Below are 24,041 nucleotides of genomic sequence, written 5' to 3' on the forward strand. Positions count from 1 at the left end.
GTCCGTGCTTTGACCACAGCGGTAGGCGCCGGTGGCCTGCTCGCAGGAGTACTCGTCAATCCGGCCCTCGGACAGACCACAGGGATCCCGGACGCCGCGATCGCCGAGACCGGCGTACTGACGTCGCGTGACGACAGCCCGGTGGCGCCCGGCGTGAACTACACGTCGTTCGAGCGGCTGGACGCGAAGGGCTGGCAGCGCGGCGACATCCTCGACACCGACCTGGACAAGCACGGCGTGACCGTCGACCTGGTCAACAACGGCGGAAAGGTGTCCGGCGGTCAGCCGCTCAGCCAGCAGCTCGCCCGCAAGGGCGCGATCGCCGGCGTGAACGGCGACTTCTTCGACATCAACGACACCACCGCGCCACTCGGTGTCGGCGTCGAGCAGAGCGGCAAGCTGCTCAACGCGCCCGCCGCCGGCCACAACGACACCGCGGTGATCGGCAAGGACGGCCTCGGCAAGATCGCCCAGCTGTTCCTCCAAGGGACGGCTGTTGACGGTGCGACGAAGCTTGAGCTGACCAACCTCAACTCGCCGACCGTCAATGCCGGCGGTATCGGCCTCTACACCCCGGAGTGGGGCGACGCGGCCCGGACCCGGACCGTGGACGGCCTGCCGACCGTGCGCGAGGTGATCCTTCGCGACGGTGTGGTCGTCTCGTCGGCCGCCACTCCGGCCGCCGCCCCGTTGGCTGCTGGGGAGCAGGCGCTGATCGGCCGCGAGGCCGGCGCCGACGCGCTCGCCGCGTTTCAGGTGGGCGACAAGGTCGCCGTCGAGTACGGCCTGCGCCAGGACGCTGGCCAGGTGGCGGCCGCGGTCAGCGGCAACTACCAGCTCGCGACGGACGGCAAGGTCCCGGACACGGTGCCGGACGCCGACCTCGCGCCGCGTACCGCGATCGGGTTCGACGCTGCCGGCAGCCGGATGATCCTGCTCACCGTCGACGGCCGGGCCACCGGTTCGCGGGGCCTGTCGCTGAAGGAAATGGGCCAGCTGATGATCAGCCTCGGTGCTGACGACGCGCTCAACCTGGACGGCGGCGGCTCCTCGACGATGCTCGCCCGGACCCCGGGCAAGGCCGCGCCGGAGGTTGTGAACGACCCGTCCGACGGCGGCGAACGGCTGATCCCGAACGGACTCGGCCTGGTCCCGGTCAAGGGATCGGGTGTTTTGAAGGGCTTCCGCGTCGAGGCGACCGGGACCTCCGAGGCCGACCAGGATGCCGACCTCTCCCGCAGCTCCCGCGTGCTCACCGGACTCAGCCGGGTCCTCAGCGCCACGGGCTACGACGAGACCTACGCGCCCGCGACCGGTACGCCGTTCTGGTACGCCGGCAGCAACGTCCGCGTCGACCAGAACGGTGTGGTCATCGGCCGCCGCGCCGGCGACGCGATCGTCACCGCGACCCGTGGCGCGGCGAACGGAAGGTTCCCGATGACAGTCCTCGGTACGCCGACCCGCCTCGCCCCCTCGACCCGCCAGGTATCGCTCGCCGACTCCACCACGAAGGGGTTCTTCGAGGTCGACGGGTACGACGCCGACGGCTTCTCCACCTGGATCGAGCCGCGCGACGTCAAGCTCAGCTACGATCCGGCGCTCGTGAAGATCGTTGCTGCACGCAATGGATTCGAAGTCAATGCCCTGAGCAACGATGCGGTGTCGGCGGTGGTGACTGCGACAGTTGGTGGGTTGAGCACGCAGCTCAGCATCACCTCCGGTCTGGCCAGCACAGTGGTCGACGAGCTCGACGACCTCACCAAGTGGGCGGCGAACGCCGTACCGGCCGGCAAGGCGACCGCGTCCCTGTCGGCTGCGGAAGGGCATGACGGCGGGCAGGCGATCGCGCTCGACTACTCGCTGACGGGCAGCACTGCCACGCGAGCGGCGTACCTCTCGCAGACGCCGCAGCAGACACTGCCGGGACAGCCGCAGAAACTCGGCGCCTGGGTGTACGGCGACGGCAAGGGCGCGTGGCTGCGCGCCAACGCGTACGACGCGGCAGGTGGTACGGCGCAGACGCTCAACCTGGCCCCGACGGTCGACTGGACCGGGTGGAAGTACGTCGAGGCGGACATCCCGCCCGGGCTGACGATGCCGCTGCGCTTCTGGCGGATCTACGTCGTCGAGACCTCGCCGACCCGGCAGTACTCGGGCCGGATCGTCGTCGACGACCTGACCCTCCGCAGCGCGCCGCCGGTCACTCTCCAGCCGACGCCCAAGGTGATCGACCCGATGGTCGTCACCGACGGGACCGTCACCACGAGCGGCCGCTGGCGGTTCGCGGTGATGTCGGACGCGCAGTTCACCTCCGACGACCCGAACTCGGACTACGTGAAGCAGGCCCGCCGGACGATCCGCGAGGCGCTCGCGCAGCAGCCCGATTTCCTGGTGATCAACGGCGACTTCGTGGACCGCGCGTTCGGTCCGGACATCGCGCTGGCCAAGCAGATCATCGACGAGGAGGTGGCCGGCAAGGTGCCGGTGCATTACGTGCCGGGCAACCACGAGACCTACGGACCGGGCGACCTGTCCGAGTGGAAGAAGGTCTTCGGCACCGCGACCAGCACGTTCGACCACCTGGGCACCCGGTTCGTACTGCGGGACTCGTCGCTCGGATCGCTGCGGGCCGGAGGATTCGACCAGATCCTCGACCTGCGCAAGCAGCTCGACTCCGCGGCGCAGGATCGCTCGATCAAGAACGTCGTGGTGATGGCACACCACCCGATCGACGACCCGTCGCCGACGCAGAACTCGCAGCTCGGTGACCGCAAGGAAGCTGCGATGATCGTGAAGTGGCTGGCCGACTTCCGCGCCGCGACCGGCAAGGGTGCGGCCTACATGGCGGCGCACGCGGGCACGTTCGCCGCGACCCGTACCGACGGCGTACTGCTCCCGCTCACCGGTAACTCCGGCAAGAGCCCCGCCGCGGCACCGGACGCCGGCGGCTTCACCGGGTGGGCGCTGGTCGGCATCGCCGCGCGCCCGTCGGCGCAGCCGTGGTTCCAGGTGGAGCTCCGCCCCCACGTCGACTCCCTCGAACTGGCTGCTCCTGAGAGCCTCCAGCGAGGCCAGTCGGCTCCTGCGTCTGCCACGGTCGTCCAGGACAGCCGCCGCGTGCCGGTGGCGTTCCCGGTGTCGGCTGACTGGTGGGGCTCGTCCACGCTGCACATCGGCCCTGCGAAGACCGCGCCGTTCTGGGCAGTCGCGTCCTACGACCCGTCGACCGGCCTACTGAGCGCACTCCGCCCCGGCACGGCCCAGTTGGGCGTAACGGTGAACGGGGTCTCCAAGAGCGCGACGGTGCAGGTCGGTTGGTAGCGTCGGCCCGGTGACTGACGTGGTGGTGCCGCAGCGGCTGCGGAGCGGGGACCGGGTTGCTGTGGTGGCGCCGTCGGGGCGGGTGGATGCTTCGCGGCTCGACGCCGGCGTGGCCCACCTCAGGTCCTGGGGACTCGACGTGGACGTGATGCCGTCGGTGCTGGCCGGGCACGAGCGGTTCAAGTACCTGGCGGCCGACGACAAGGCACGTGCCGAGGACCTGCGGAACGCCTGGCTCGATCCGCGGTACGCCGCGGTGTTCTGCGCCCGTGGCGGGTACGGCGTGCAGCGGATGCTCGACTACGTCGACGTGGACGAGCTGGTCGCCGTACCGAAGTGGTTCGTCGGGTTCAGTGACATCACCGCGCTGCACGAGCCGCTGAACGCACGTGGTCTCGTGACCGTCCACGGGCCGATGGCTGCTGCTGTGGAGCAGCTGGAGACGGATGCGGGGCGTGAGCGGTTGCGGGCGCTCCTGTTCGAGCCGGAGACCGTCACTGATCTGCTGGCACCAGTTGGGGCGCGGACTGTGGTCGATGGCGTCGCCGAGGGCCCACTGCGTGGCGGCAACCTGGCGTTGCTGGCGGCAAGCATCAGTACGCCGACGTACGCGCCGCCAGTGGGTGTCGTCGTACTCGAAGAGGTCAACGAGGAGGCGTACCAGGCGGACCGGCTGCTCACTCAGCTGCTGCGCGCCGGGTGGTTCGAGCAGGTGACCGGTCTGGTCGTCGGTGACTTCAGCAACGGCGGCGAGGGGCTCGACGACACCATCCGCGAGCGGCTCGAGCCACTCGGCGTACCGATGGTGGAGGGTGCGGCGATCGGGCATGAGGCGCTGAACCTCGCCGTACCGCTGGGACTGCCGGTACGGCTCGACGCGACCGCAGCAGTGCTCACCCCAGGTGGTCTCGCAGGAAGCTGAACGCCTGCGGGTACGCGTCCAGGCGGTTCGTGAGCTTGGCCAGACCGTGGCCCTCGTCCGGGTACACCAGCAGCTGGCACGGTACGCCGCGCTGCGTCAGAGCGGCCGTGATCTGCTCTGCCTCCGACAACGGGACCCGTGGGTCGTTGGCGCCGTGGATGACGAACAGCGGCGCCCGGATGTCGTCGACGCGGCTGAGCGGACTCGCCGACTCCAGGAACTCCCGGTCCGTCGCCAGGTACCCGTACTCGCGCTCCCGCATCGACCGCCGGTAGTCCGAGGTGTTCTCCAGGAACGTCACCAGCGAAGCGATTCCGACGATGTCCACGCCGGCCGCCCACAGGTCCGGCTGGAACGCGACACCGGCCAGCACCATGTACCCGCCGTACGAACCGCCCCAGAGCGCGGCGCGCTTCGGGTCGCCGTCGATCGTCGGCAGCCACGCGTTGATCGCGGCCAGGTCCTTCACCGAGTCCAGTCGCAACTGGCGGTCGTCCAGCGAGTACCAGCGCTTGCCGTAGCCGGCCGAGCCGCGGACGTTCGGTACGACGACTGTGTGTCCCTCACCGGCCAGTGCCGAGATGATCGGGCTCCAGATCCGCATCGCGGCGCCTTCCGGGCCACCGTGCACGTGGACCACCGTGGACCCCAGGCTCTGACCAGTCGGCCGGAACACGAACACCGGCACCTGTTCTCCGTCGAACGACGGAACGCGGAGGCTCTCCGGGTGCTCCAGCTCGGCCGGAACCTCCACCGGGCGCAGCGCCGTCAGCTCACCGCCCGGCACGAACCGGTACACGGTCGGCGGGACGACCGGGGAGTTGTAGGTGATCGCCGCGAACGAGCCGTCCGGCGACCAGATCGGATCCGGTGTGGCGTACAACAGTCCTGCGCAACCACCGGCGGGCAGGCCGAGCGGAGCAATCGCCGACCCGTCCTCCAACCGGTGTAGCGCCAGAGTGACCTCCCCGTCCTCCAGTACGCCGACCAACAGGTGCTCGCCGTCCGGTGAGGGCCACCCCGCGAGATCGCGCGCGTCGTCCACCAGTAGATCGCTCCACGCCGCATCGCCCACGTCGTACCGCCGGATGGCCATCCGGTCGCGGTCGGCGTTGCTGGACACCAGGAAGGCTGACGAATCGGGCAGCCAGGCGACTGGGCCCTGGTCGTTGTGGGCGTCCTCCGCCGTGAGCTCGGTGACGGACCGGCTCGACGTGTCGAGCAGCAGCAACTGCATCGAGTTCGCCGGGCTGCTCGCCTTGGACAGCACGACCCACTTGTCGTCCGGCGACGGGTTGACGCCCATCACCCAGCCGCCGCCGTCGTACAGGACGGTCTCACGGCCGGTGGCCAGGTCGTGGGTGACCAGGTCGAAGTCGACGCCGTTGCGGCGGTTCGTCGTGTAGAGAACACTGCCGGCGCGGGCTGCGACCAGGTGGTGGATGTACTCGGCGTCGTGGACGAGTGGGGTCAGTGCAGGCAGACCCTCTTCGTCGAGGTCGAGCAGCGAGAGCTGACCGCGCTCGTCGCCGCCGGTGTCGTGTTCGACGACCACGCGGTTGCTGCCCGGAACGAACCGGGCCCCGCGGCAGGTGTCGTCGAGATCGGTGAGTGCGCGCCAGGTCCCGTCCGGGTCGACCTCGTTGACCTGGCGAGTGCCGGTGCCGTCGTACAGGACCAGCATGCGGCCCTCGTCGTCGACGTCCAAGGCCATGGCGGTGGGCAGAGAGAACAACGTTGTCAGCAGCACCACGTCATCCTCCCACCCACCCCAGGTCGCTAACGTCCGAAGAACCGTGGTCTATCGCCCTCGGATCTTCGGACGTAAGGGGTTAGCGGTCGCCGTGCCAGGAGTGCCAGAGCGCGGCGTACGCGCCCTGGGCGTCGACCAGTTCGTCGTGGCCGCCCAGCTCGACGATCTTGCCGTCCTCGACGACGGCGATCACGTCGGCGTCGTGCGCGGTGTGCAGCCGGTGTGCGATCGCCACGACGGTCCGGCCCTCCAGCACGGTCGCCAGCGACCGCTCCAGGTGCCGGGCCGCCCGCGGGTCCATCAACGAGGTCGCCTCGTCCAGCACCAGCGTGTGCGGGTCAGCAAGGACCAGACGCGCCAGCGCGACCTGCTGCGCCTGGGCCGGCGTCAACGAGACCCCACCGGAGCCCACCTCGGTGTCCAGCCCGTCGTCGAACCCGGCCACCCAGCCGTCGGCATCCACCGACCGCAGCGCCGCCCACAGGTCCGCGTCCGACGCGCCCTGCTTGGCCAGCCGCAGGTTGTCCCGCACGCTGCCCACGAACACGTGGTGCTCCTGGTTGACCAGGGCAACATGGCTACGGACCTGCTCGGCAGACATCCGGTCCAGCGCCGCACCACCCAAGGTGATGTCACCGACGCGTGGCGAGTAGATGCCGGCCAGCAAACGACCCAGCGTCGACTTACCTGCACCGGACGGACCCACCAGAGCCACTCGGGCACCTGGCTCGACCGTCAGCGTGACCCCGTGCAGTACGTCGCGACCCTCCAGGTACCCGAACCGTACGTCGTCGGCCAGCACGGTCCGCCCGTCCGGCTCGTCCTCGCTCGTCGTCGCGGCGGTCTCGACCTCACGGACACCGACCAAACGCGCCAACGACACCTGCGCCACCTGCAACTCGTCGTACCAGCGGATCATCATGTTGACCGGCTCGACGAGCATCTGGATGTACAGCGCACCTGTGGTCAGCGCACCGACCGTGAGCCAGCCCTGGATCGCGAAACCGCCACCGATCACCAGTACGGCGGCCAACGCGACCGTGTGGGTCATGTTGATCACCGGGAACAGGATCATCCGCAGGTACAACGTGTACCGCTCCCAGGCGACCCACTGGCCGATCCGGGTGTCGCCGAGGTCGATGCGGCGGCCACCGAGCCGGTGCGACTCGACGGTCCGGCCGGCGTCGACCGTCTCGGCCAGCGCCGAGGCGACCGCGGCGTACCCGGCTGCTTCCGACCTGTACCCCGCTGGCGCGCGGCGGAAGTACCACCGGCCACCGATGATCAGGATCGGCGCCGCGATCACCACTGCCACGGCCAGCGCCGGCGCGGTCACGATCAGCGCGCCGATCAGCAGCGCCGCCCAGATGATCGCGATCGTCAGCTGCGGTACGGCGTCCCGCATCGCGTGCGACAGCCGGTCGATGTCCGTGGTGATCCGGGACAGCAGGTCACCGGTCCCGGCGCGCTCCAGCACGCCCGGCGGCAGCCCGACCGCGCGGACCAGGAAGTCCTCACGCAGATCCGCGAGCATCTCCTCGCCGAGCACTGCCCCGCGCAGGCGCGTGAGCCGCACGAACACGGTCTGCACCGCGAGGGCGATGACGAAGCCGATCACGACGTACGGCAGGTCGACGTCGGTGTGGCCCTCGGACAGCTTCTGCACGATGTTGCCGAGCAGCCACGGACCGACCATGCCGCTCAGCGCCGCCGCAGCGTTCACCAGCGTCAGCCACAGGAACTGGCGCCGGTGCCGGCGGAACAGCTCCTTGATGTAGGCACGGACGGTCGCGCCACTTGCCACTGGCAGCCGCACTACTTCCTGCGGGGCCGCCGGGTCGTACTCCGGGCGCTTCACGCTGACTCCTCGAACGTCGGTTCTTCTTCACGGGTTACGACAGCGCGGTACCGCGCGTTGGTGTGCAGCAGCTCGTGGTGGGTGCCGACCGCATCGACACGTCCGTCCGGCACGAACACGACCCGCTCCGCCCGGTCGAGCATCAGCGGACTGGACGTGAACACCACCGTGGTCCGGCCGGCGCGCAGCAACTGCAGACCGTCCGCGATCCGCGCCTCGGTGTGCGCGTCGACCGCACTGGTCGGCTCGTCGAGCACCAGCACCTGCGGGTCGACGTACAGCGAGCGTGCCAACGCCACCCGCTGCCGCTGGCCACCGGACAGGGACCTGCCGCGCTCGGTCAGCAGCGCGTTCATCGCGTCGGACTCGCCAGCAGGCAGCGTCTGCCGCAGTACGTCGAGAATGTCCTCGCACTGCGCCGCATCCAGCGCAGTCTCGGGTGAGACCGCACCACTGGCCGGTACGTCGAACAGCTCGCGCACCGTCCCCGACAGCAGTACCGGGTCCTTGTCTTGCACGAGTACGACGGTGCGCGCCGACTCCAGCGGGATGTCGTCCAGTGCGACGCCGCCGAGCAGAACAGAGGCCTCGTCGGTAGCTGACGGGCTGTGGCCACCCAGCCGGTCGGCCAGCAGACCGCCTTCGTCCGGGTTGCCGCAGACGACCGCGGTGAAGCTTCCGGCCGGGACCTGCAGCCCGGTGACCGGGTCGAGCACGTCGCCCTCCGGCAGCTGGGCCGCAGCGGTCCCCTTGGTCTCGTCGGTCCGCTGCAACGACAGCACGCGCGCGGCCCGGCGCGCCGACACCTTCGAGAAGATGAACGCGCTCGCGGTCTCCTCGAACGTGTGCAGCGGCACCAGCATGAACGTGATGAAGCCGTACGTCGTGACCAGCTCGCCGACCGAGATGTGGCCGGACGTCACCAGCCGGACGCCCATCCAGACGACGAGCACCAAGAACAGCCCGAACAGCAGCACCTGCAGAGCCGCGATCAGCGACCACATCCGGGCGCTGCGGACCGCACTGCTCCGGTACTGCTGTGAGGCGTCGCGGTACCGCTCGAGGAACAGCTGCTCACCACCGATACCGCGCAGCACGCGCAGACCGGCGACGGTGTCAGCGGCCAGCTCGGTCGCCCGGCCGCCCTTGGCCCGCTGCTCGTCCGCGCGGCGCTCCGCGGGACCCATCAGCGGGACGATCGAGAACGCGAGCACCGGTACGGCGATCGCGACCACCACACCGAGCTGCGGCTCGTAGAACAGCAGGCCGATGACGACCGCGAAGCAGGTCAGCAGCGCGGCCACGAACCGGCCGAGGACCTCGACGAACCAGCCGATCTTCTCGACGTCGCCGCTGCTCACGGCGACCACCTCGCCGGCGGCGATCCGGCGCGTCAGCAGCGAGCCCAGCTCCGCGGCCTTGCGGAAGAGCAGCTGCTGCAGGCGCGACGCCGTACTGATCCAGTTGGTCACCACGGCCTTGTGGAAGTACGAGTCGGCGCCGGCCTTGGCTGCGCCGAAGGCCAGCAGGAGGGCACCGGCCAGCATCAGCTTGGGCCAGGACAGGTCGATCGCTGCCTGGACGGCGAGACCGACGGCGACCGGGGCGGCTGCGATACCGCCGAAATAGACGAGTCCCCAGAACACCGCGAGGGCTTGCCCACGCAGTTGCTGGTGCTCCAGCCAGAGGATGAGTCGGAGGCCGGATCGGGTGTCCGGCACACCCGGATCGGCGAACGGGACAAGGCGCAAAGACATGACGTCTCACAAGGAGGCATAGAGGGGTGGAAAGAAGGCACCTGACCAGGCGAATAGATCAAGCCTAGGCGGCCCCGCCGACAGTCCGTCAAACCCTTTTCCCCGGACAGCCGGGAACCGTCTCCAGACTGGGTAGTACAGTATTCAACGGATGGAGGGAGCCGCGTGGAGGAGCTGACGCGGGGGCGGCGGCTGCTGGTGCTGGCGATCTGTTGCTCCAGCCTCTTCATCGTCGGGCTGGACACGACGATCGTGAACCTGGCGCTGCCGGCGATCCGGTCCGAGTTCGGGGCCTCGGTCGCCAAGCTGCAGTGGACGATCGACGCCTACACGCTGGTGCTGGCGAGTCTGCTGATGGTCTCCGGGTCGACGGCGGATCGCGTCGGGCGGCGACGGACGTTCCAGGTCGGGCTGGTGCTTTTCGGGATCGGGTCGTTGCTGTGCGGGTTCGCGTCGACCGTCGACCTGCTGATCGCGTTCCGGGTCCTGCAGGCCGTCGGCGGGTCGATGCTGAACCCGGTGGCGATGTCGATCATCACGAACACGTTCACGGACCCGCGTGAGCGTGCGCAGGCGATCGGTGTGTGGGGCGGCGTGGTCGGGCTGAGCCTGGCGGTCGGTCCGGTCGTCGGCGGGTCCCTCGTGGACGCGGCCGGGTGGCGGTTCATCTTCTGGATCAACGTGCCGGTCGCGGTGGCCGCCGTACTCATGACTGCCTTCTTCGTGCCCGAGTCGCGCGCCGCCGTAGCGCGGCGGATGGATCCGGTCGGGCAGGTGCTCGTCGTACTGCTGCTGGGCGGTCTGACGTACGGGATCATCGAGGGCCGGTCCGCCGGGTGGGGGTCGCCGCTGATCATCGGGTGCTTCGTCCTGTGCGTGGTGGCACTGGTGTCGCTTGTGTACTACGAACGCCGCCGCGAGCAGCCGCTACTGGAGCCGCGGTTCTTCCGGAGCGCACCGTTCTCAGGAGCCACGCTGATCGCGGTGTGCGGCTTCTCGGCGCTGTCAGCGTTCCTGTTCCTCAACTCGCTCTACCTGCAGTCGGTACGCGGGTTCACTGCACTACACGCCGGTCTACTCACCCTGCCCATGGCTGCAATGACCGTGGTGTTCGCACCGGTGTCCGGCTGGCTGGTCGGCCACCGAGGACCACGAGTGCCGCTGATCGTCGCTGGAACCATGCTGACCGCATCCGGCCTGATCCTGTCGCGGTTGACGACCTCGACACCCACTGTGCAGTTGCTGATCGGCTACCTGATCTTCGGACTCGGCTTCGGCGTGCTGAACGCACCAATCACCAACGCAGCGGTCTCCGGGATGCCGCGTGCCCAGGCTGGTGTCGCTGCTGCGATCGCGTCCACCAGCCGCCAGGTGGGCATCTCACTGGGCGTTGCTGTCGCCGGCACCGTCCTCACTGCGCGCCTGGTCGGCTCCCTCGAGACCGGCTTCGTCGACGCGGCGACACCGTGCTGGTACATCATCGCGGGCAGCGGGGCATTGGTCCTGGTACTCGGCCTGATCACAACCAGCGCCTGGGCACGTCGTACCGCGGAGTCCGTCGCAGCAGACCTTGTCAAGGATCCGTCATCGGCTCCGACCACCTGACATCAGAGACGGACTTCGAAGGAGCTGACGGTGGACAACAAGATCGTGGTTTCGGTGCAGATGTCCTTGGACGGGCGAGTGGCCACTGCCGACGGCGTGCTCGACTGGCTGCAGGTGAAGGACGAGTTGCACGCCCACGTCGTCGAGCTGCATCGCTCCGCAGGCCTGTTCATGTACGGGCGGAACACGTACGAGGGGATGGCGGCGTACCGGCCGACGGCGGACCAGGAACAGGACGCCAACCTGGTCGCCTACAGCAAGATCTGGAAGGCGATGCCGAAGCTCGTGTTCTCCCGGACGCTGGAGGCGGCCGACTGGAACACCACCGTGGTCCGTGACCTCGACATGCTCCCGGAGTACCGACGGACTGCGGCCGGCGACCTGTATCTGCTCGGCAGCCCACAGCTGATCACCGCCCTGGCCGAGCAGGATCTGGTGGACGTCTACGAGATCTACGTGCACCCCGTCGCCTTGGGCGATGGGCAGTCGATCCTCGACGGCCTGCCGTCGCGTCAGGGCCTGACGCTGACCGATGCGCAGACCTTCGACGGGAACGTGGTGAAGCTCGAGTACAGCCGCTAGTCCCCGACCAACCCGGCGCGGACCAGGGCTTTCAGGCGGCCGCGGAGGATCTTTTGGCGGCGTTCCTCGTCTGGGAAGAGGTCTAGGTACGCGGGGCCCTTCGCGGCGAGCAGGTCGTCGTCCAGGCGTCGTACTGTGCCGGCCGGGGCCCGGTGGGTCATTGCTGCCTGGACTGCTTCGCTGTCGATGCCTGTGAGGAGTTCGGTGAGCTGCTCCTCCGTGGTGATGCCTAGGCGGTGCAGTACGCCGAGGATCCAGGCGTAGTGCGTGGTCTTCGCGTGCGGTGCATCCGGGTAGCGGCGGGTCAGGTACGTCGTCAGCGTGGCCGTGGTCAGGTCCAACGGCGCCTTGTCCGACGCGGTCGCGGCCAGCTCGCGGTACAGCCGGTCGATCTCGGTGAACTCGTTGTCGGCGAGCTCCATCAACGCAGCAGCCAGCAGGAACCGCCGGTCGAACTCGGGCTTTCGCGCCGGTGGGATGTCCAGCTTGTACCGGATGTCGTGCTCGAACTCGGCCCACGCGTGCTGGACCGCCGTACGGACCTGGATCTCCATCACCAGGTTCTTCAGTACGGCGTACTCCGGCAGCTCACGGCGGTGATCGTTCAGCCGCACCAGGTAGTGCTTGCTGGCGTACCCGAAGACGCCCTGCGCCCGGGTGTGCGCGCCCATGTCGGTGTGCTCGACGATCTCGAACTCTTCCTCGATCACCTCGCAGACCCGGTCCACCGCCTCGACCAGGAAGGTGATGACGCGGGCCGCGACCAGGTCGGTGATCTGGTTCAGCGGGTCGTCGTACTTCGGTCTACTGGGGTCGTCGGGATGCGGCTTCGACGCCTTCGCCAGGAACGACTCGGGGTCCTTGGCTCGCGCGGTGGCGGTCAGGTAGTTGATGCCTTCCTCTTCGCCGATCAGCTCGTTGATCAGCGCCTCGAGCTTCCGCGCGCCGCCGACGTACTGCTGGTGCACCCGTTCGTACAACGCACCCGCTTGCGGAACCCACTCCACCATGGGCGGAACCCTAGTGGTCTTGAGGTCGCTCGTGGTGTCTATCGGTTTCTAGTGATTTCGCTAGACAGTTGTAGAGACCTGTCGCGACACGCTCTGGTCCTTGATCGGTCAATCTACGGAAAACGCTAGACGGCCTCATACAGTGAAAGCATGGATCCGATCCGGAATCCCTATGCGCCCGGCGCCGGTCAGCGGCCGCCTGAGCTGGCCGGACGCGACACCGAGGTGCGGCAGTTCGAGGTGGTGCTCGAACGGGTCGCGGCAGGCCGCCCGGAGCGGAGCCTGGTGCTCAGCGGTCTCCGGGGCGTCGGTAAGACGGTGCTGCTCAACACGCTGCGTTCGCAGGCGATCAAGCGAGCGTGGGGCACCGGGAAGATCGAGGCGCGACCGGACCAGAGCATCCGGCTGCCGATCGCGCAGGCGCTGCACACCGCGATGCGGGAGCTGGGACACCGGCATCGCGACGACGAGAAGGTCGACCAGTTCAGCGCCGTACTGAAGGCCTTCGCGTTGCGGACGGCGGCGAACGATCGGAAGGGCATCCGCTGGCATCCGCCGGTGGACGTGGCCGCGGCGAAGGGTCGTGCCGACTCCGGTGACCTGGAGATGGATCTGATCGAGCTGTTCGCCGACGCGGCGGATCTGGCCGGTGACCTGACCGTCGGGGTCGGGCTGTTCATCGACGAGATGCAAGACATCAGCACGGACGACCTGTCCGCACTGTGCGCCGCCTGCCACGAGATCTCGCAGCAGAGCGCGCCGCTGGTCGTCGTCGGCGCGGGCCTGCCGCATCTGCCCGCCGTACTGTCCGCCAGCAAGTCCTACTCCGAGCGGCTGTTCCGCTACATCCGTGTGGACCGCCTGGCGCGGGAGGCGTGCGACCGGGCGCTGATGGTGCCGGCGGAGAGCGAAGGCGTGCAGTACGACGAGGAGGCGCTGGACGAGCTGTACGCGCAGACCGACGGGTACCCGTACTTCGTGCAGGCCTTCGCCCACTCGACCTGGGACCACGCGCCGACCTCTCCTATCACCATCAAGGACGTCGCCGTCGCAGGCCCCGAGGCGTCCGCCGAGCTGACCGTCGGCTTCTTCGGCTCCCGCTACGAACGCGCCACCCCCGCGGAACGCGAGTACATGCGCGCCATGGCCGAACTGGGCATCGGCGTCGACGACGGCTCCGTCCCCACCGCCGAAGTAGCCAGCACCCTCAACCGCAAACCCCAGTCCCTCTCCCCGGCCCGCGACGGCCTCATCAAAAAAGGCCTGGTCTTCTCCGCCGAACGGGGCACCGTAGCCTTCACCGTCCCCCACTTCGGAAAATTTCTGCGGACGCGGACGGCTTAACGTAACTGGGGTTTCGTGCTCTGGCAGGTATCGGTAGGGTCACGTGTTATGACCACCCGGCGGAGCGGCCAGCGCGGACACGCGTCTGGGCGGCGGGGTGGGCGGCACAGTCGGCGGAAGTCGTACAAGGGGCAGTGGCTTGTGGTGACTGCGTTGGCGGTGCTGGCGACTGTGGTGGTGGCGAATCCGGATGTGGCGCACCGGAGCAGCTTGGCGGCGCAGGCGGTTGCGGGGGTCGACGAGGTTGCTCAGGAAGCGCCGGTGGCTTCGGTGACGCCCAAGGCGACGCCGGTTCCGATCGCGACGCCGACGCAGAAGTTCACCACTCCGTTGCGGCCGGCACCGACTCTGACGCGTAAGCCGAAGGGTGCGAAGCCGAACGTGCTGGTGTCGACCGGGAAGCTTGCCGTGGTGCCTGGGTTCAACAAGGCGACCGGTGTGCGCGACAAGCTGACGTACCGCGTGGAGATCGAGCAAGGGGTGTCGGTGAACGGTGCCGCGGTCGCGGCGGCCGTCCACAAGACGCTGACGGACCCGCGCGGCTGGCAGGCGGTGCACCCGGTGAGTTTCGAGCGGACGGACCGTGTCGACGCCGACCTCCGCATCATCCTGGCCACGCCGTCCCTGACCGACAAGCTCTGTCTGCCGCTCGACACGGGCGGTGAGGTCTCTTGCCGCGTCGAGGACCGCGTCGTACTCAACGCGAAGCGGTGGCTCTACGCGATCCCGGCGTACAACGGGAATGTCGCCCTGTACCGCAGCTACCTGGTCAACCACGAGGTCGGGCACGCGCTCGGTCACGGGCACTCGACCTGCACGACTCCGAAGACCCCCGCGCCGGTGATGATGCAGCAGACCAAGGGTCTGGCCGGCTGCCTGCCGAACGCCTGGCCGACGATCAAGGCCACCTGAGAAGCTGGGCCTGAGAAGCTAGGTACGACGGGAGGGAGCAAGCAATGTCGTCACAGGACTTCCCGACGTACGGCAGGGACGAGCGGCCCGAGCAGCAAGGGCCTGGCGAGGAGCACCACTTCGCTCCGCCCACGCCGTACGGCGGCGGCACGTACGGTGCCGGCCACGCGCCCCAGCCCGATCAGTTCCCGTACGCGCCGCCCCAGCCCTACGGCACGCAGCCACCGGCGCAGGGCAACCCGGCGTACCACCAGCCCCCCACCTACCGCCCCGGTGCACCGTACGGCGCTCCCGCGAGCCCGGAGCCGCATGAGCTCCCGACGTACGGCCGCGAGGAGTACTCGCGCGACCCGCGGGCTGCACGTGTCGTCGGCCTCGCCGCGTTCATCGCCGCGATCTACGGGCTGCTGGTTGTCTCTGTCCAGCGCGTCGCGCTCCGGGAGATCTCGCAGGCGCCGGGCTCGCCACTGAACCACCCGCTCCGCACCGACGTGCTCGACGCGATCGGCCAGCTGCTGCTAGTGGTGGTCGGCACCGCCGCTCTGGTGATGTGGGTCCGCGACGTGCTGGCCCGCCGCAAGGCCGGTCGCCGGCCCGACCTCGCCGAGCTGGCCGGTCTGCTCCTGGTGGCGGTCTCCATCATCCCGATCCTGGTCTGGTTGCTCATGGTGCTGTCCACAGGTCTCGGTGCCAGCGACGACTCGGTCCACCGGCTGCCCACGGCGTACGGCTGGGGCGGTTTCGGGCTCCTGCTCCTCGCTGTCGGCCTCTTCCTCGGGTACCGCGAGCTGAAGCCCGACGTACCGAACCCGGTCGTCAAGGGCGCCCCGGCCAAGGCTCCGTGGGAGTGAACGCACCTGTCGTCCTCGTGCCCGGCCTGGGCCTCGGTCCGGAGTCGTACGCGCGGACGGTCGAGCACCTCGTCACGCCGTACCACGTGGTCACTCTTCCCGGGTACGGCGAGCCGGCGGGCACCCGTGAGGACCTGCACCCCCGTGCCCTCGCGGTAGCACTGGCCGGGAAGATCCGCGAGCGGTCCGTGCTGGTCGGTCACTCGGCGAGCTGCCAGATCGTCGTCGAGCTGGCGATCCGCTACCCCGAGCTCGCCCACGCGCTCGTGCTCGCCGCACCGACCGGCGACGTCCGGCTGTCGAGCTGGGTCGACCGCGCGGTGCGGCTCGTCGGCTCCGCCATCCCGGACGTGCCGAAGCTGGTCCGGATCAGTCCGCAATACGCCCGTACGACGCTGCCCACGATCGCCCGCGCCGGTGAGGCGTCGCGGCACCACGACCTGGCCGCGGTCATGCCGCAGGTCAAGGTGCCGGTCGTCCTGGTCCGCGGCAGGTACGACCTGATGTGTACGGCGGAATGGGTCGAGCGGCTCGCCGAACTCAGCCACGGCGAGGCCCGCACGCTCAACTCCGGGGCCCACATGCCGGTCGTCACGAACGGCCCGGAGCTGGCCGCTCTCATAGAACGAGCCGCCGCTCTTCCGCAAAGTAGCTGACGAGTTAAACTCTCAGCAGCAGTACAACCTTTGCGGGAGCTCGCACCGAGAATGCGCGGGCTGAGAGGGCGACAGCTGGGTCGCCGACCGCCTGAACCTGACCGGGTAATGCCGGCGTAGGGAGTGGGGTCACTCATGACCGATACAGCTGTTCGTCCGCCTGACCGGGTCGAGGCGCCGCTGGTCCTCACCACCGATACTCCGCGCACGCTGGGGTTCCTGCCTCAGTTCACTCTGTGGGCCAACCTCGGCATCTCACTGTTCGGGCCAGTCACCGGTGCGCTCGTCGCGGCGTACACGGGATCTCTGGCGCAAGGACTGCTCGCGGTCGTCGTGGGGTGTGCGATCGGCGCCCTGGTGCTCGGCGGGTCGGCCGTGTTCGGCTCGCAGACCGGCGCGCCGGCGATGGTCGCGCTGCGTGGGATCTTCGGTCGGCGTGGATCGATCGCGCCGACTGTGCTGAACATCGCGCAGAACATCGGCTGGGCGACGATGGAGATCATCATCATCTCGCAGGCCGCGGTCGCGGTGACGAGTGAGAAGTGGCGGTGGGTGTTCGTCCTGCTGGCCGGTGCGATCGCTACGACGATGGCAGTGCGGCCGCTCGGCAGCGTGAGGCTCCTGCGCAAGTTCATGGTCTGGCTGGTGCTGATCGCTTCGGCGTACTTGTTCGTCCAGGTGCTCGCCAAGCCCGTGCATGCGTTGCCGCAGGACGGTGTCTACGGCTTCTGGCCGGCCGTCGATCTCGCGGCCGCGGGGGTCGTGTCGTTCGCGCCGTTGGCCGCCGACTACACCCGGCACTCGCGCTCGAACAAGGCCGCCTTCACGGGCTCCGCGCTCGGCTACGGACTTGCCGCGATCATCTACTACGCACTCGGTGTGTTCGCGGTGGCGACCCTGCAGACGAACACCGACGACGTGATCACCGCGCTCGTCACCCTCCCGGCGGGTGCGATCGCGCTCTTCGTCCTGCTGGTCGACGAGGTCGACGAGGCGTACGCGAACGTCTACTCCACCACGATGTCCCTCCACAACCTGGTCGGCCACATCGACCGCCGGTGGATCTCGGTCGCCATCGGAGTCGTTGCCACCGCTATCGCTCTGTTCATTGACCTGGGCAACTACACGCAGTTCCTGTACCTGATCGGCTCGGTCTTCATCCCGTTGTTCGCGGTCGCGATCGCGGACTTCTTCGTGGTCAGCAAGATGAAGTGGGACGTCTCCGACACCGCGAAGTTCCGCTGGCAACCAACCGCCGCCTGGCTGATCGGCTTCGTCGCCTACCAGCTGGTGAACCCCGGCACCGTCTCCGGCTGGTCCCCGTTCTGGACCAAGATCCAGCAGGCGCTCTTCAACCACCAACCAGTCCCCGGCTGGCTCGGCGCGACATACACCTCGATCATCGTCTCGATGGTGGCTGCGGTGCTTCTCGGCCGGATCGGTCGTCGGCAGGCTGCCTGAGCAGCACCAGCGCGACCGCCGGGAACAGCAGCACCGACAACAGCCCGGCGCAGACGAGAGCGGCGGCGGTGACCGGTGTCATCAAGCCGGTCGCCACGCCGATCTGCGTCGCGGTCACGATGAACGGGAGCGACGTCGCCTGCAGCAGCGCGGTCGCGGCCGTCGCGCGAGCTCCCAGCGTCCGCACCGCGAGGTACGCCGGTACGCCGCGAACCACTAGCAGCGCTAGCAGGAACAGCGGCACGCGGACGAGCGCGGCCGGGTCGTCGAGCAGACCGCGTAGGTCGAGCCGGAGCCCGCTCGTCACGAAGAACGCCGGAATCAGGAAGCCGTACCCCAAGGCCTCCAGCTTGACCCGGAAGCGTGGATGCGACGTGGCGTCCCGGTCGACCAACCCGACCACCGCACCGGCCAGGAACGCACCGAGGATCGTCTCCAGCCCGAACTGCTCCGCGAGCGCGACGAACGCGACCAGCAGCACGACCGCGGCCCGGACCCGGATCTCCGCCGTGGTGTCCTGCAGCCGCAGCAACACTCCGCCGAGTCGCTGCGACCGTCCGGCGGTCGTGACGACCAGACCGGTGACCACGACGAGCAGTGCGAACAGACCGACCATCACCAGCCGTTCACCAGCACTGCCGCCTTCGGTCGAGAACACCAACGACAGCAGCAGTACGGCGGCGAAGTCGGCGACCGATGCGGCGGCAATGGTGAACTGCCCGACCGCACCCTCGGACTGCCCCGCGTCCTTGAGCACCGGCACCACCAGCCCGAGCGAGGTCGCGGACAAGGTGACCGCGAGCAGCAGCGGGCTGTGGACCCAGCCGGCCGCGGACAGTCCCAGTCCGGCGAGTGAACCCAGCAGCAAGGTGACGACGTACCCGAGAACCGCCAGCCGCAGCACCTGCCCGCGGAGCCGGTGTACGTCGATCTCCAGGCCGGCCAGGAACAGCAGGAAGCCCAGCCCCAGTAGCGAAACGATCTGCAGGGGCAGGTCCACGTCGACCAGCCCGAGACCGTGCGGTCCGACCACGATCCCGGCCACGATCTCCAGTACGACGGCCGGCACCCGGAACCGCGGGGCGAGCCCGAGCAGCAGCGGGGCGAGCAACGCGATCAGAGCGACCGCGAACAGATTGGTGAACTCCACGTCCGGCATACCCGATCCGTGCCGTCCGCGCGCCCAGACGTTACGTGTCAGCGCGGAAAGCGCCGGAACGCCGCCAGCAGCCGGTCGCGGGTCTCCGCGGACAGGTCCTCGGGTTCGACCCGCCCGGCCTCGGCGACGGTACGCCGGATCTGCTCGACGTAGATCTCGCAGCCGTCACAGAGCGCCAGGTGTTCGGCGAACCGCTGTTCGGTCTCCGGATCGAGCGCACCGTCGAGATAGGCAGTGACGAGCTCGACCAGCTCGGAACATGTCATACGTCAGCTCCTGCCACGGTGAAGTAGTGCTCGAGCCGGCCGCGAACGGCCGCCCGCGCGCGGTGCAGCAGGACCCGCTGATTGACCATGGAGATCTCCAGCAAGGCGCACACGTCCTCGGCGCCCTGTCCGTCGATGTCCCGGAGTGTCAGGACCACCTGCTGCCGGATCGGCAGGCTGTCGATGGCTGCCGCCACCGTCGCCCGGACCTCGTGCGCGAGGACCTCGCTCTCGGTGGTCGGCCAGCGGTCCGGGAACGCGCGCCAGCCGCCCGGGTACTGGTCGCCCGGGCGGTGGACACGAACGAGCGGGCCAGTCGCAGCATCGAGCCCGACCAGCCGTTCAGCAGGCACGCGAACGTCTCCTCGTCCCCGCTTCGCAGCCCGGCGACGAGTACGTCGTCCGTCGGCACCCCCACCCCCACACGCCGACGGTACCGCAGCGCCCCGGGAGTCAGCGGTACTCCGGGTTCTCGAAGTCGAACCGGCAGCCGGCGTCCCACTCGGACCGCTGGTTGCCGTGCGCCGGGACCCCGCCGGCGTCCTTGAGCATCCGGGCGAAGTGCAGCAGGTTCCAGGTCATGAAGGTGGTGTTCCGGTTGGTGAAGTCGTTCTCCGGGCCGCCCGACCCCTCGTCCAGGTACGACGGACCGGGGCCGGCCTCCCCGATCCACCCGGCGTCGGCTTGTGGCGGGATCGCGTAGCCGAGGTGCTGCAACGAGTACAGGACGTTCATCGCGCAGTGCTTCACGCCGTCCTCGTTGCCGGTGATCAGGCAGCCGCCGACGCGTCCGTAGTACGCGTACTGGCCGCGCTCGTTGAGGATCGACGAGTTGCCGTACAACCGCTCGATCACCTGCTTCGTGACGGAGCTGTTGTCGCCCAGCCAGATCGGTCCGGCGATCACCAGGATGTCGGCCGCAATCACCTGCTCCTGGATCGCCGGCCAGTCGTCCTTCGCCCAGCCGTGTTCGGTCATGTCCGGCCAGACGCCGGTGGCGATGTCGTGGTCGATCGCACGCACCACGTCGACCCGAACCCCTTGTTTCTCGAGGATGCGACGGCTGACGTCGATCAGTCCCTCGGTGTTGCTGACGGCCGGCGAGCGTTTCAGGGTGCAGTTGAGGAACAGTGCGCGAAGGTCGTCGTACTCGGTCATCGATGGCTCCTTAGAGCAGTTCGGCGTCCTGCTCGATGCAGAGCAGGGCGGGTCCAGTGGCGGCGAACAGAGCGGTCATCGCGTCGTCGAGGTCCTGACGACGCGTGACCCGCAGACCGGTAGCGCCGCAAAGATCGGCGTACGAGGCCCAGTCGGGGTTGTGCAGCGACGTGTGCCAGACCGGGTAGTCGGCGGCGAGTTGCTCCTTGCTGATCTTGCCGAGGGAGTGGTTGTCGAGCAGGACGTGCTTGATCGGTATGCCGTACTTCACCGCGGTCGTGAGCTCCGCGGCGTACTGCCCGAACCCGCCGTCGCCGGTCACCGCGACGATCGGCCGGCCGGGAGCGGCAGCCCACGCGCCGAGCGCGGCCGGGTAGCCGAAGCCGATCGAGCCGAGGTAGCCGGACATCAGCACCGGCTGGCCTTTCGACTCCAGGTAGCGGCCGAGCGAGTACGCATGGTTGCCGACGTCAACGGTCACGACGGCGTCCGCGGGCAGGTGCCGGGACAGCGCGTCGAAGACGGCCGCCGCCGATACGCCCCGTCCGCGGTCGTCGTCGACCCGGCGCCGCTTCTCCGCCCGCCAGATCGCCCAGCGCTCGGCCACGTCCGGCCGCTGGTCCTCGGCCTTCGCGTCGGGGAGCAGGCCGGTGAGCGCGGACAGTGCCAGTCGCGCGTCGCCGAGGACGTCGACGGCGACCGGGTCGAAGCGGCCGATCGCTGCGTGGTCGTCGTCGATCTGGACGATCGGCTTGTACGCCGCGATACCGGTGTGGTTCGAGAACGAGGCGCCGACCACGATCAGCACGTCAGACTCGTTCATCAGCCAGCTCGCGACCGGCGTACCGCTGCGGCCGAGCACGCCGGCGCCCAGCGGATGCGTGTCCGGCACCAGCCCTTTGGCCTTGAACGTGGTCAGCACCGGCGCGTTGAGGCGTTCGGCCAGCTCGCGAACCTCGAGCGAAGCGTCACGCGCACCGTGGCCCACGACCAGGACCGGCCGCCGGGCGTCGCGGATCAGGGCGGCGGCCTGGAGCAGGCTGTCCTCGTCCGGCCGGATCCGGCGCGGTGACAACCGTCCGCGCGGACTCGCCGCCGGGGCCTCGGACGGCAGGACCTGTACCTCGTCGGGCAGGACCAGGTGCGCGACGCCGCGGCCGTCGACCGCGTGCTTGACCGCTAGCGCTGCTAGTTCCGCATGATCACTGCCCGCGTTGACCGACGTACTCGAGACCGCGACGTCCTTGAAGACCGCGGTCAGGTCGAGGTCCTGGAATGCGCCGCGGCCGAGCCACTTCGACGGCACCTGCCCAGAGACTGCGAGGACCGGCGAGCCGTCGAGTTTGGCGTCGTACAGACCGGTGAGGAGATTGGTCGAGCCCGGACCGGCGATCGCGAAGCACACCGCCGGGCGGCCCGTCAGCTTGCCGTAGGCGCCCGCCGCGAACGCTGCCGCGCCCTCGTGCCGGATACCGATGTATGTGAGCTCCCCGCGCTCCTCGGCCCGCCGCATCGCCTCGGCGAACCCGAGGTTGGAGTGCCCGACCATCCCGAACACGTGCGTGACGCCATGGGCCACCAACGTCTCGACCAGTACGTCGGCAACCGTCCGGACCGGCTCAGCCGGCTCCGGCAACTGCACGTAGACCCCGTCGGCTCTCTCGTCCACCGGGTACGACGGGACGCTGTCGGAGAACCCCTCCGGCGGCTGACCGGTGATCGGGTCGTAGTCGTACCCGTGCCACGGGCACCGCAGCAAACCCTTCTCGATCGACCCCTCACCGAGCGGACCGCCCTGGTGCGGGCACTTGTTGTCCAACGCGCCGAGCCGCGCCCCGCAGCGCGCCAGCGCGATGCTGCGGCCGTCGACCACCACACTGCGGACCCGCCCGTCCGCCGGTACGTCGACCTCGGCCACCCGATGCCAGTTCGCCGTCATGTAACGCCTCCCACCCCTCGCGACACGGATCGTCTGAGAGAACAGTGCCGTGCCGTGGCCCTGCGTTACAGGAGGAGACTGCCGTTATGGATGACCGTTCGCTGGCCGTAACCCGTCGCTCCCTGCACGGCGTCGCCGAACTGCTGCTGGCCGGACCGCAGCACCGCGCCGGCGGTGGACTCCGGCTACGCGTCGTAGCAGGCGGCTTCAGCACCCTCAACGGCACCCGCCGGGTCGAGGGCGACTTGCTGGTCGCACCAACGCAAACAGTGCCGCTGGCAGGCACGTACGCCGAGTTGGCGGCCGCGGTGGGCATCGAAGCGTGCCGGCTCGACCACGTGTATTCCGGCGGCCCCAAGATCGCACCCGAGGAACGACTGCAGGTCGACCCCGCCGCTGCCCGCCTACTCGCGGACGCCTTCGCCCGCGGCGACGCCGCCCTCAGAGCCCTCGCGCCGGACGAGACGCCAGTGCTCTGGCCCGAGCACTTCGACGTCGGAATCACCGTCGAGGAGGTCAACTACGGTGTCTCACCCGGAGACGACTACCTTCCCGAGCCGTACGCCTACGTCGGACCGTGGACGCCGCGCACCGGCGATTTCTGGAACGCCCCGTTCGGCGCCGTACAAGCACTAGCAGACCTACCGGACATACTGCGGTTCTTCACCACCGCCAGATCCCTGCTGAACAACTGACCACGGGCTTATGACTTAATCCGCTCGAACACCCAATCCCACCGGAAGCTCTGCACGATCTGCCGAGGGCGGCACAGAGTGTGGTCAGTGGGTACGAGTACGCGTTGCCGGTTGCCCACGCGTTCAAGGTGTGAAACGTCATCGGCACCACGGCCACAGCGTCCGCCGTCGGCGTACGACGGGGCTCGGTGGGCTTACGGTTGCCGACGATCACAGGAGCACCGCCCAACTCCTGCTCCACCAGCCAAGGGAGCGCGGCATCGGTGGGGATCACGTAGGGGTCCCAGCCTCGGTCGTACGCGGCCCGCACTCCGTCTCCAAGTCGAGAAGCAAGCGGCGCGCCGCAGACGACGAGGAGAAGGGCGGGTCGACGGCGAAGTCACACTGAGCACGGCTGACGGTTCGTGGGCCCAGGTACGAGGACACACAGTCAGCCTCATCGGTGAACGAGACCCTGGGCCGAAGTGGAACACACGTACCAGGACTGGCAAGCAGCGGGCCAGCCGCCCATCTCGGACTGGACCGTCAGAGTCACACCTGACGGATCCACAGAGGTTGTACTTCCCGGTTGATCGCGGCGGCTGAGCTGCGGGTACGGCCGGCCGGGTTGGGCGGTCCGCCGCTAGTGCATAACCACAGTCCGTGGTGGGTGGGAGCTGCGTGGGCTCACTACTCCTCCTCATCTGTCTTTCCCCAGCTAGGGTCCTGAGTCGGAAGTACGCGGCTACTTGGTAGGCCGTGTCGGTGGCGAGTCCGCCCAGCATTAGCGCCGCGAAGGCCTCCCCAAACCGA

Annotated in this window: 19 protein-coding genes and 1 riboswitch; of the genes, 10 read left to right on the top strand and 9 right to left on the bottom strand. The window is 68.9% G+C overall.

Annotated elements, in window-relative coordinates; translation table 11 throughout:
- The first annotated feature begins 9 nt into the window (after positions 1 to 9).
- Both ACWF0M_RS29245 and ACWF0M_RS29250 read left to right on the top strand, forming a co-directional pair.
- The gene (locus ACWF0M_RS29245; RefSeq protein ID WP_452238934.1) at positions 10 to 3,321 is read left to right on the top strand and encodes a phosphodiester glycosidase family protein; all 3,312 of its coding nucleotides are present in this window, start codon (positions 10 to 12) and stop codon (positions 3,319 to 3,321) included.
- A gap of 10 nt (positions 3,322 to 3,331) precedes the next feature.
- Positions 3,332 to 4,243, top strand: coding sequence for a S66 peptidase family protein (locus ACWF0M_RS29250; RefSeq protein ID WP_452238935.1), 912 nt, complete (start codon positions 3,332 to 3,334; stop codon positions 4,241 to 4,243).
- Here ACWF0M_RS29250 and ACWF0M_RS29255 read toward each other — a convergent pair.
- The 3 genes from ACWF0M_RS29255 to ACWF0M_RS29265 all read right to left on the bottom strand — a co-directional run bounded on the left by ACWF0M_RS29255 (position 4,215) and on the right by ACWF0M_RS29265 (position 9,611).
- Entirely contained in the window at positions 4,215 to 5,996 is a 1,782-nt protein-coding gene (locus ACWF0M_RS29255) for a S9 family peptidase (RefSeq protein ID WP_452238936.1), read from the bottom strand. The genes ACWF0M_RS29250 and ACWF0M_RS29255 overlap by 29 nt on opposite strands.
- Before the next feature lie 79 nt (positions 5,997 to 6,075).
- Complete coding sequence (locus ACWF0M_RS29260) at positions 6,076 to 7,854, bottom strand: ABC transporter ATP-binding protein (protein ID WP_452238937.1); 1,779 nt, start codon at positions 7,852 to 7,854, stop codon at positions 6,076 to 6,078.
- Positions 7,851 to 9,611 carry an ABC transporter transmembrane domain-containing protein gene (locus tag ACWF0M_RS29265; RefSeq protein WP_452238938.1) on the bottom strand — a complete coding sequence of 587 codons (1,761 nt, stop codon included), beginning with the start codon at positions 9,609 to 9,611 and terminating at the stop codon, positions 7,851 to 7,853. The genes ACWF0M_RS29260 and ACWF0M_RS29265 overlap by 4 nt, the downstream gene beginning before the upstream one ends.
- A gap of 165 nt (positions 9,612 to 9,776) precedes the next feature.
- On the opposite strand from ACWF0M_RS29265, the gene ACWF0M_RS29270 reads away from it, so the two are divergent.
- On the top strand, positions 9,777 to 11,216 hold the full coding sequence (locus ACWF0M_RS29270; RefSeq protein WP_452238939.1) for an MFS transporter: 1,440 nt from the start codon (positions 9,777 to 9,779) through the stop codon (positions 11,214 to 11,216).
- A gap of 30 nt (positions 11,217 to 11,246) precedes the next feature.
- Positions 11,247 to 11,798, top strand: coding sequence for a dihydrofolate reductase family protein (locus tag ACWF0M_RS29275; RefSeq protein WP_452238940.1), 552 nt, complete (start codon positions 11,247 to 11,249; stop codon positions 11,796 to 11,798).
- Here ACWF0M_RS29275 and ACWF0M_RS29280 read toward each other — a convergent pair.
- Complete coding sequence (locus ACWF0M_RS29280) at positions 11,795 to 12,808, bottom strand: GTP pyrophosphokinase (RefSeq protein ID WP_452238941.1); 1,014 nt, start codon at positions 12,806 to 12,808, stop codon at positions 11,795 to 11,797. The genes ACWF0M_RS29275 and ACWF0M_RS29280 overlap by 4 nt on opposite strands.
- A 150-nt stretch (positions 12,809 to 12,958) precedes the next feature.
- Here ACWF0M_RS29280 and ACWF0M_RS29285 point away from each other — a divergent pair, with 150 nt between their 5' ends.
- The 5 genes from ACWF0M_RS29285 (at position 12,959) to ACWF0M_RS29305 (ending at position 18,032) form a co-directional block, all read left to right on the top strand.
- Complete coding sequence (locus ACWF0M_RS29285; RefSeq protein WP_452238942.1) at positions 12,959 to 14,152, top strand: ATP-binding protein; 1,194 nt, start codon at positions 12,959 to 12,961, stop codon at positions 14,150 to 14,152.
- A gap of 48 nt (positions 14,153 to 14,200) precedes the next feature.
- Complete coding sequence (locus ACWF0M_RS29290; protein WP_452238943.1) at positions 14,201 to 15,064, top strand: DUF3152 domain-containing protein; 864 nt, start codon at positions 14,201 to 14,203, stop codon at positions 15,062 to 15,064.
- A gap of 44 nt (positions 15,065 to 15,108) precedes the next feature.
- A complete protein-coding gene (locus tag ACWF0M_RS29295) occupies positions 15,109 to 15,915 on the top strand; it encodes a hypothetical protein (protein WP_452238944.1) in 807 nt (268 codons plus the stop codon).
- The gene (locus ACWF0M_RS29300) at positions 15,912 to 16,571 is read left to right on the top strand and encodes an alpha/beta fold hydrolase (protein WP_452238945.1); all 660 of its coding nucleotides are present in this window, start codon (positions 15,912 to 15,914) and stop codon (positions 16,569 to 16,571) included. The genes ACWF0M_RS29295 and ACWF0M_RS29300 overlap by 4 nt, the downstream gene beginning before the upstream one ends.
- A 22-nt stretch (positions 16,572 to 16,593) precedes the next feature.
- Positions 16,594 to 16,711: riboswitch (TPP riboswitch) on the top strand.
- Complete coding sequence (locus ACWF0M_RS29305; protein WP_452238946.1) at positions 16,707 to 18,032, top strand: purine-cytosine permease family protein; 1,326 nt, start codon at positions 16,707 to 16,709, stop codon at positions 18,030 to 18,032. Its footprint overlaps the riboswitch before it by 5 nt.
- Here the strand turns inward: ACWF0M_RS29305 and ACWF0M_RS29310 are convergent.
- From ACWF0M_RS29310 to ACWF0M_RS29330, 5 genes are all read right to left on the bottom strand, one after another.
- On the bottom strand, positions 17,971 to 19,191 hold the full coding sequence (locus tag ACWF0M_RS29310; RefSeq protein ID WP_452238947.1) for a cation:proton antiporter: 1,221 nt from the start codon (positions 19,189 to 19,191) through the stop codon (positions 17,971 to 17,973). The genes ACWF0M_RS29305 and ACWF0M_RS29310 overlap by 62 nt on opposite strands.
- Before the next feature lie 38 nt (positions 19,192 to 19,229).
- Complete coding sequence (locus ACWF0M_RS29315) at positions 19,230 to 19,457, bottom strand: anti-sigma factor family protein (protein ID WP_452238948.1); 228 nt, start codon at positions 19,455 to 19,457, stop codon at positions 19,230 to 19,232.
- Positions 19,454 to 19,810, bottom strand: a complete 357-nt coding sequence (locus ACWF0M_RS29320) for an RNA polymerase sigma factor (RefSeq protein WP_452238949.1) — start codon at positions 19,808 to 19,810, stop codon at positions 19,454 to 19,456. Before ACWF0M_RS29320 ends, ACWF0M_RS29315 begins: the two co-directional genes overlap by 4 nt.
- A 100-nt stretch (positions 19,811 to 19,910) precedes the next feature.
- Positions 19,911 to 20,615: a flavodoxin family protein gene (locus tag ACWF0M_RS29325; protein WP_452238950.1), complete on the bottom strand. Its 705-nt coding sequence runs from the start codon at positions 20,613 to 20,615 to the stop codon at positions 19,911 to 19,913.
- Between the two features lie 10 nt (positions 20,616 to 20,625).
- On the bottom strand, positions 20,626 to 22,554 hold the full coding sequence (locus ACWF0M_RS29330; protein WP_452238951.1) for a thiamine pyrophosphate-binding protein: 1,929 nt from the start codon (positions 22,552 to 22,554) through the stop codon (positions 20,626 to 20,628).
- Between the two features lie 86 nt (positions 22,555 to 22,640).
- Between ACWF0M_RS29330 and ACWF0M_RS29335 the strand changes: the two genes are divergently transcribed.
- A complete protein-coding gene (locus tag ACWF0M_RS29335) occupies positions 22,641 to 23,249 on the top strand; it encodes a hypothetical protein (protein ID WP_452238952.1) in 609 nt (202 codons plus the stop codon).
- The last annotated feature ends 792 nt before the right edge of the window (positions 23,250 to 24,041 follow it).

The organism is Kribbella sp. NPDC055110, assembly GCF_053607525.1.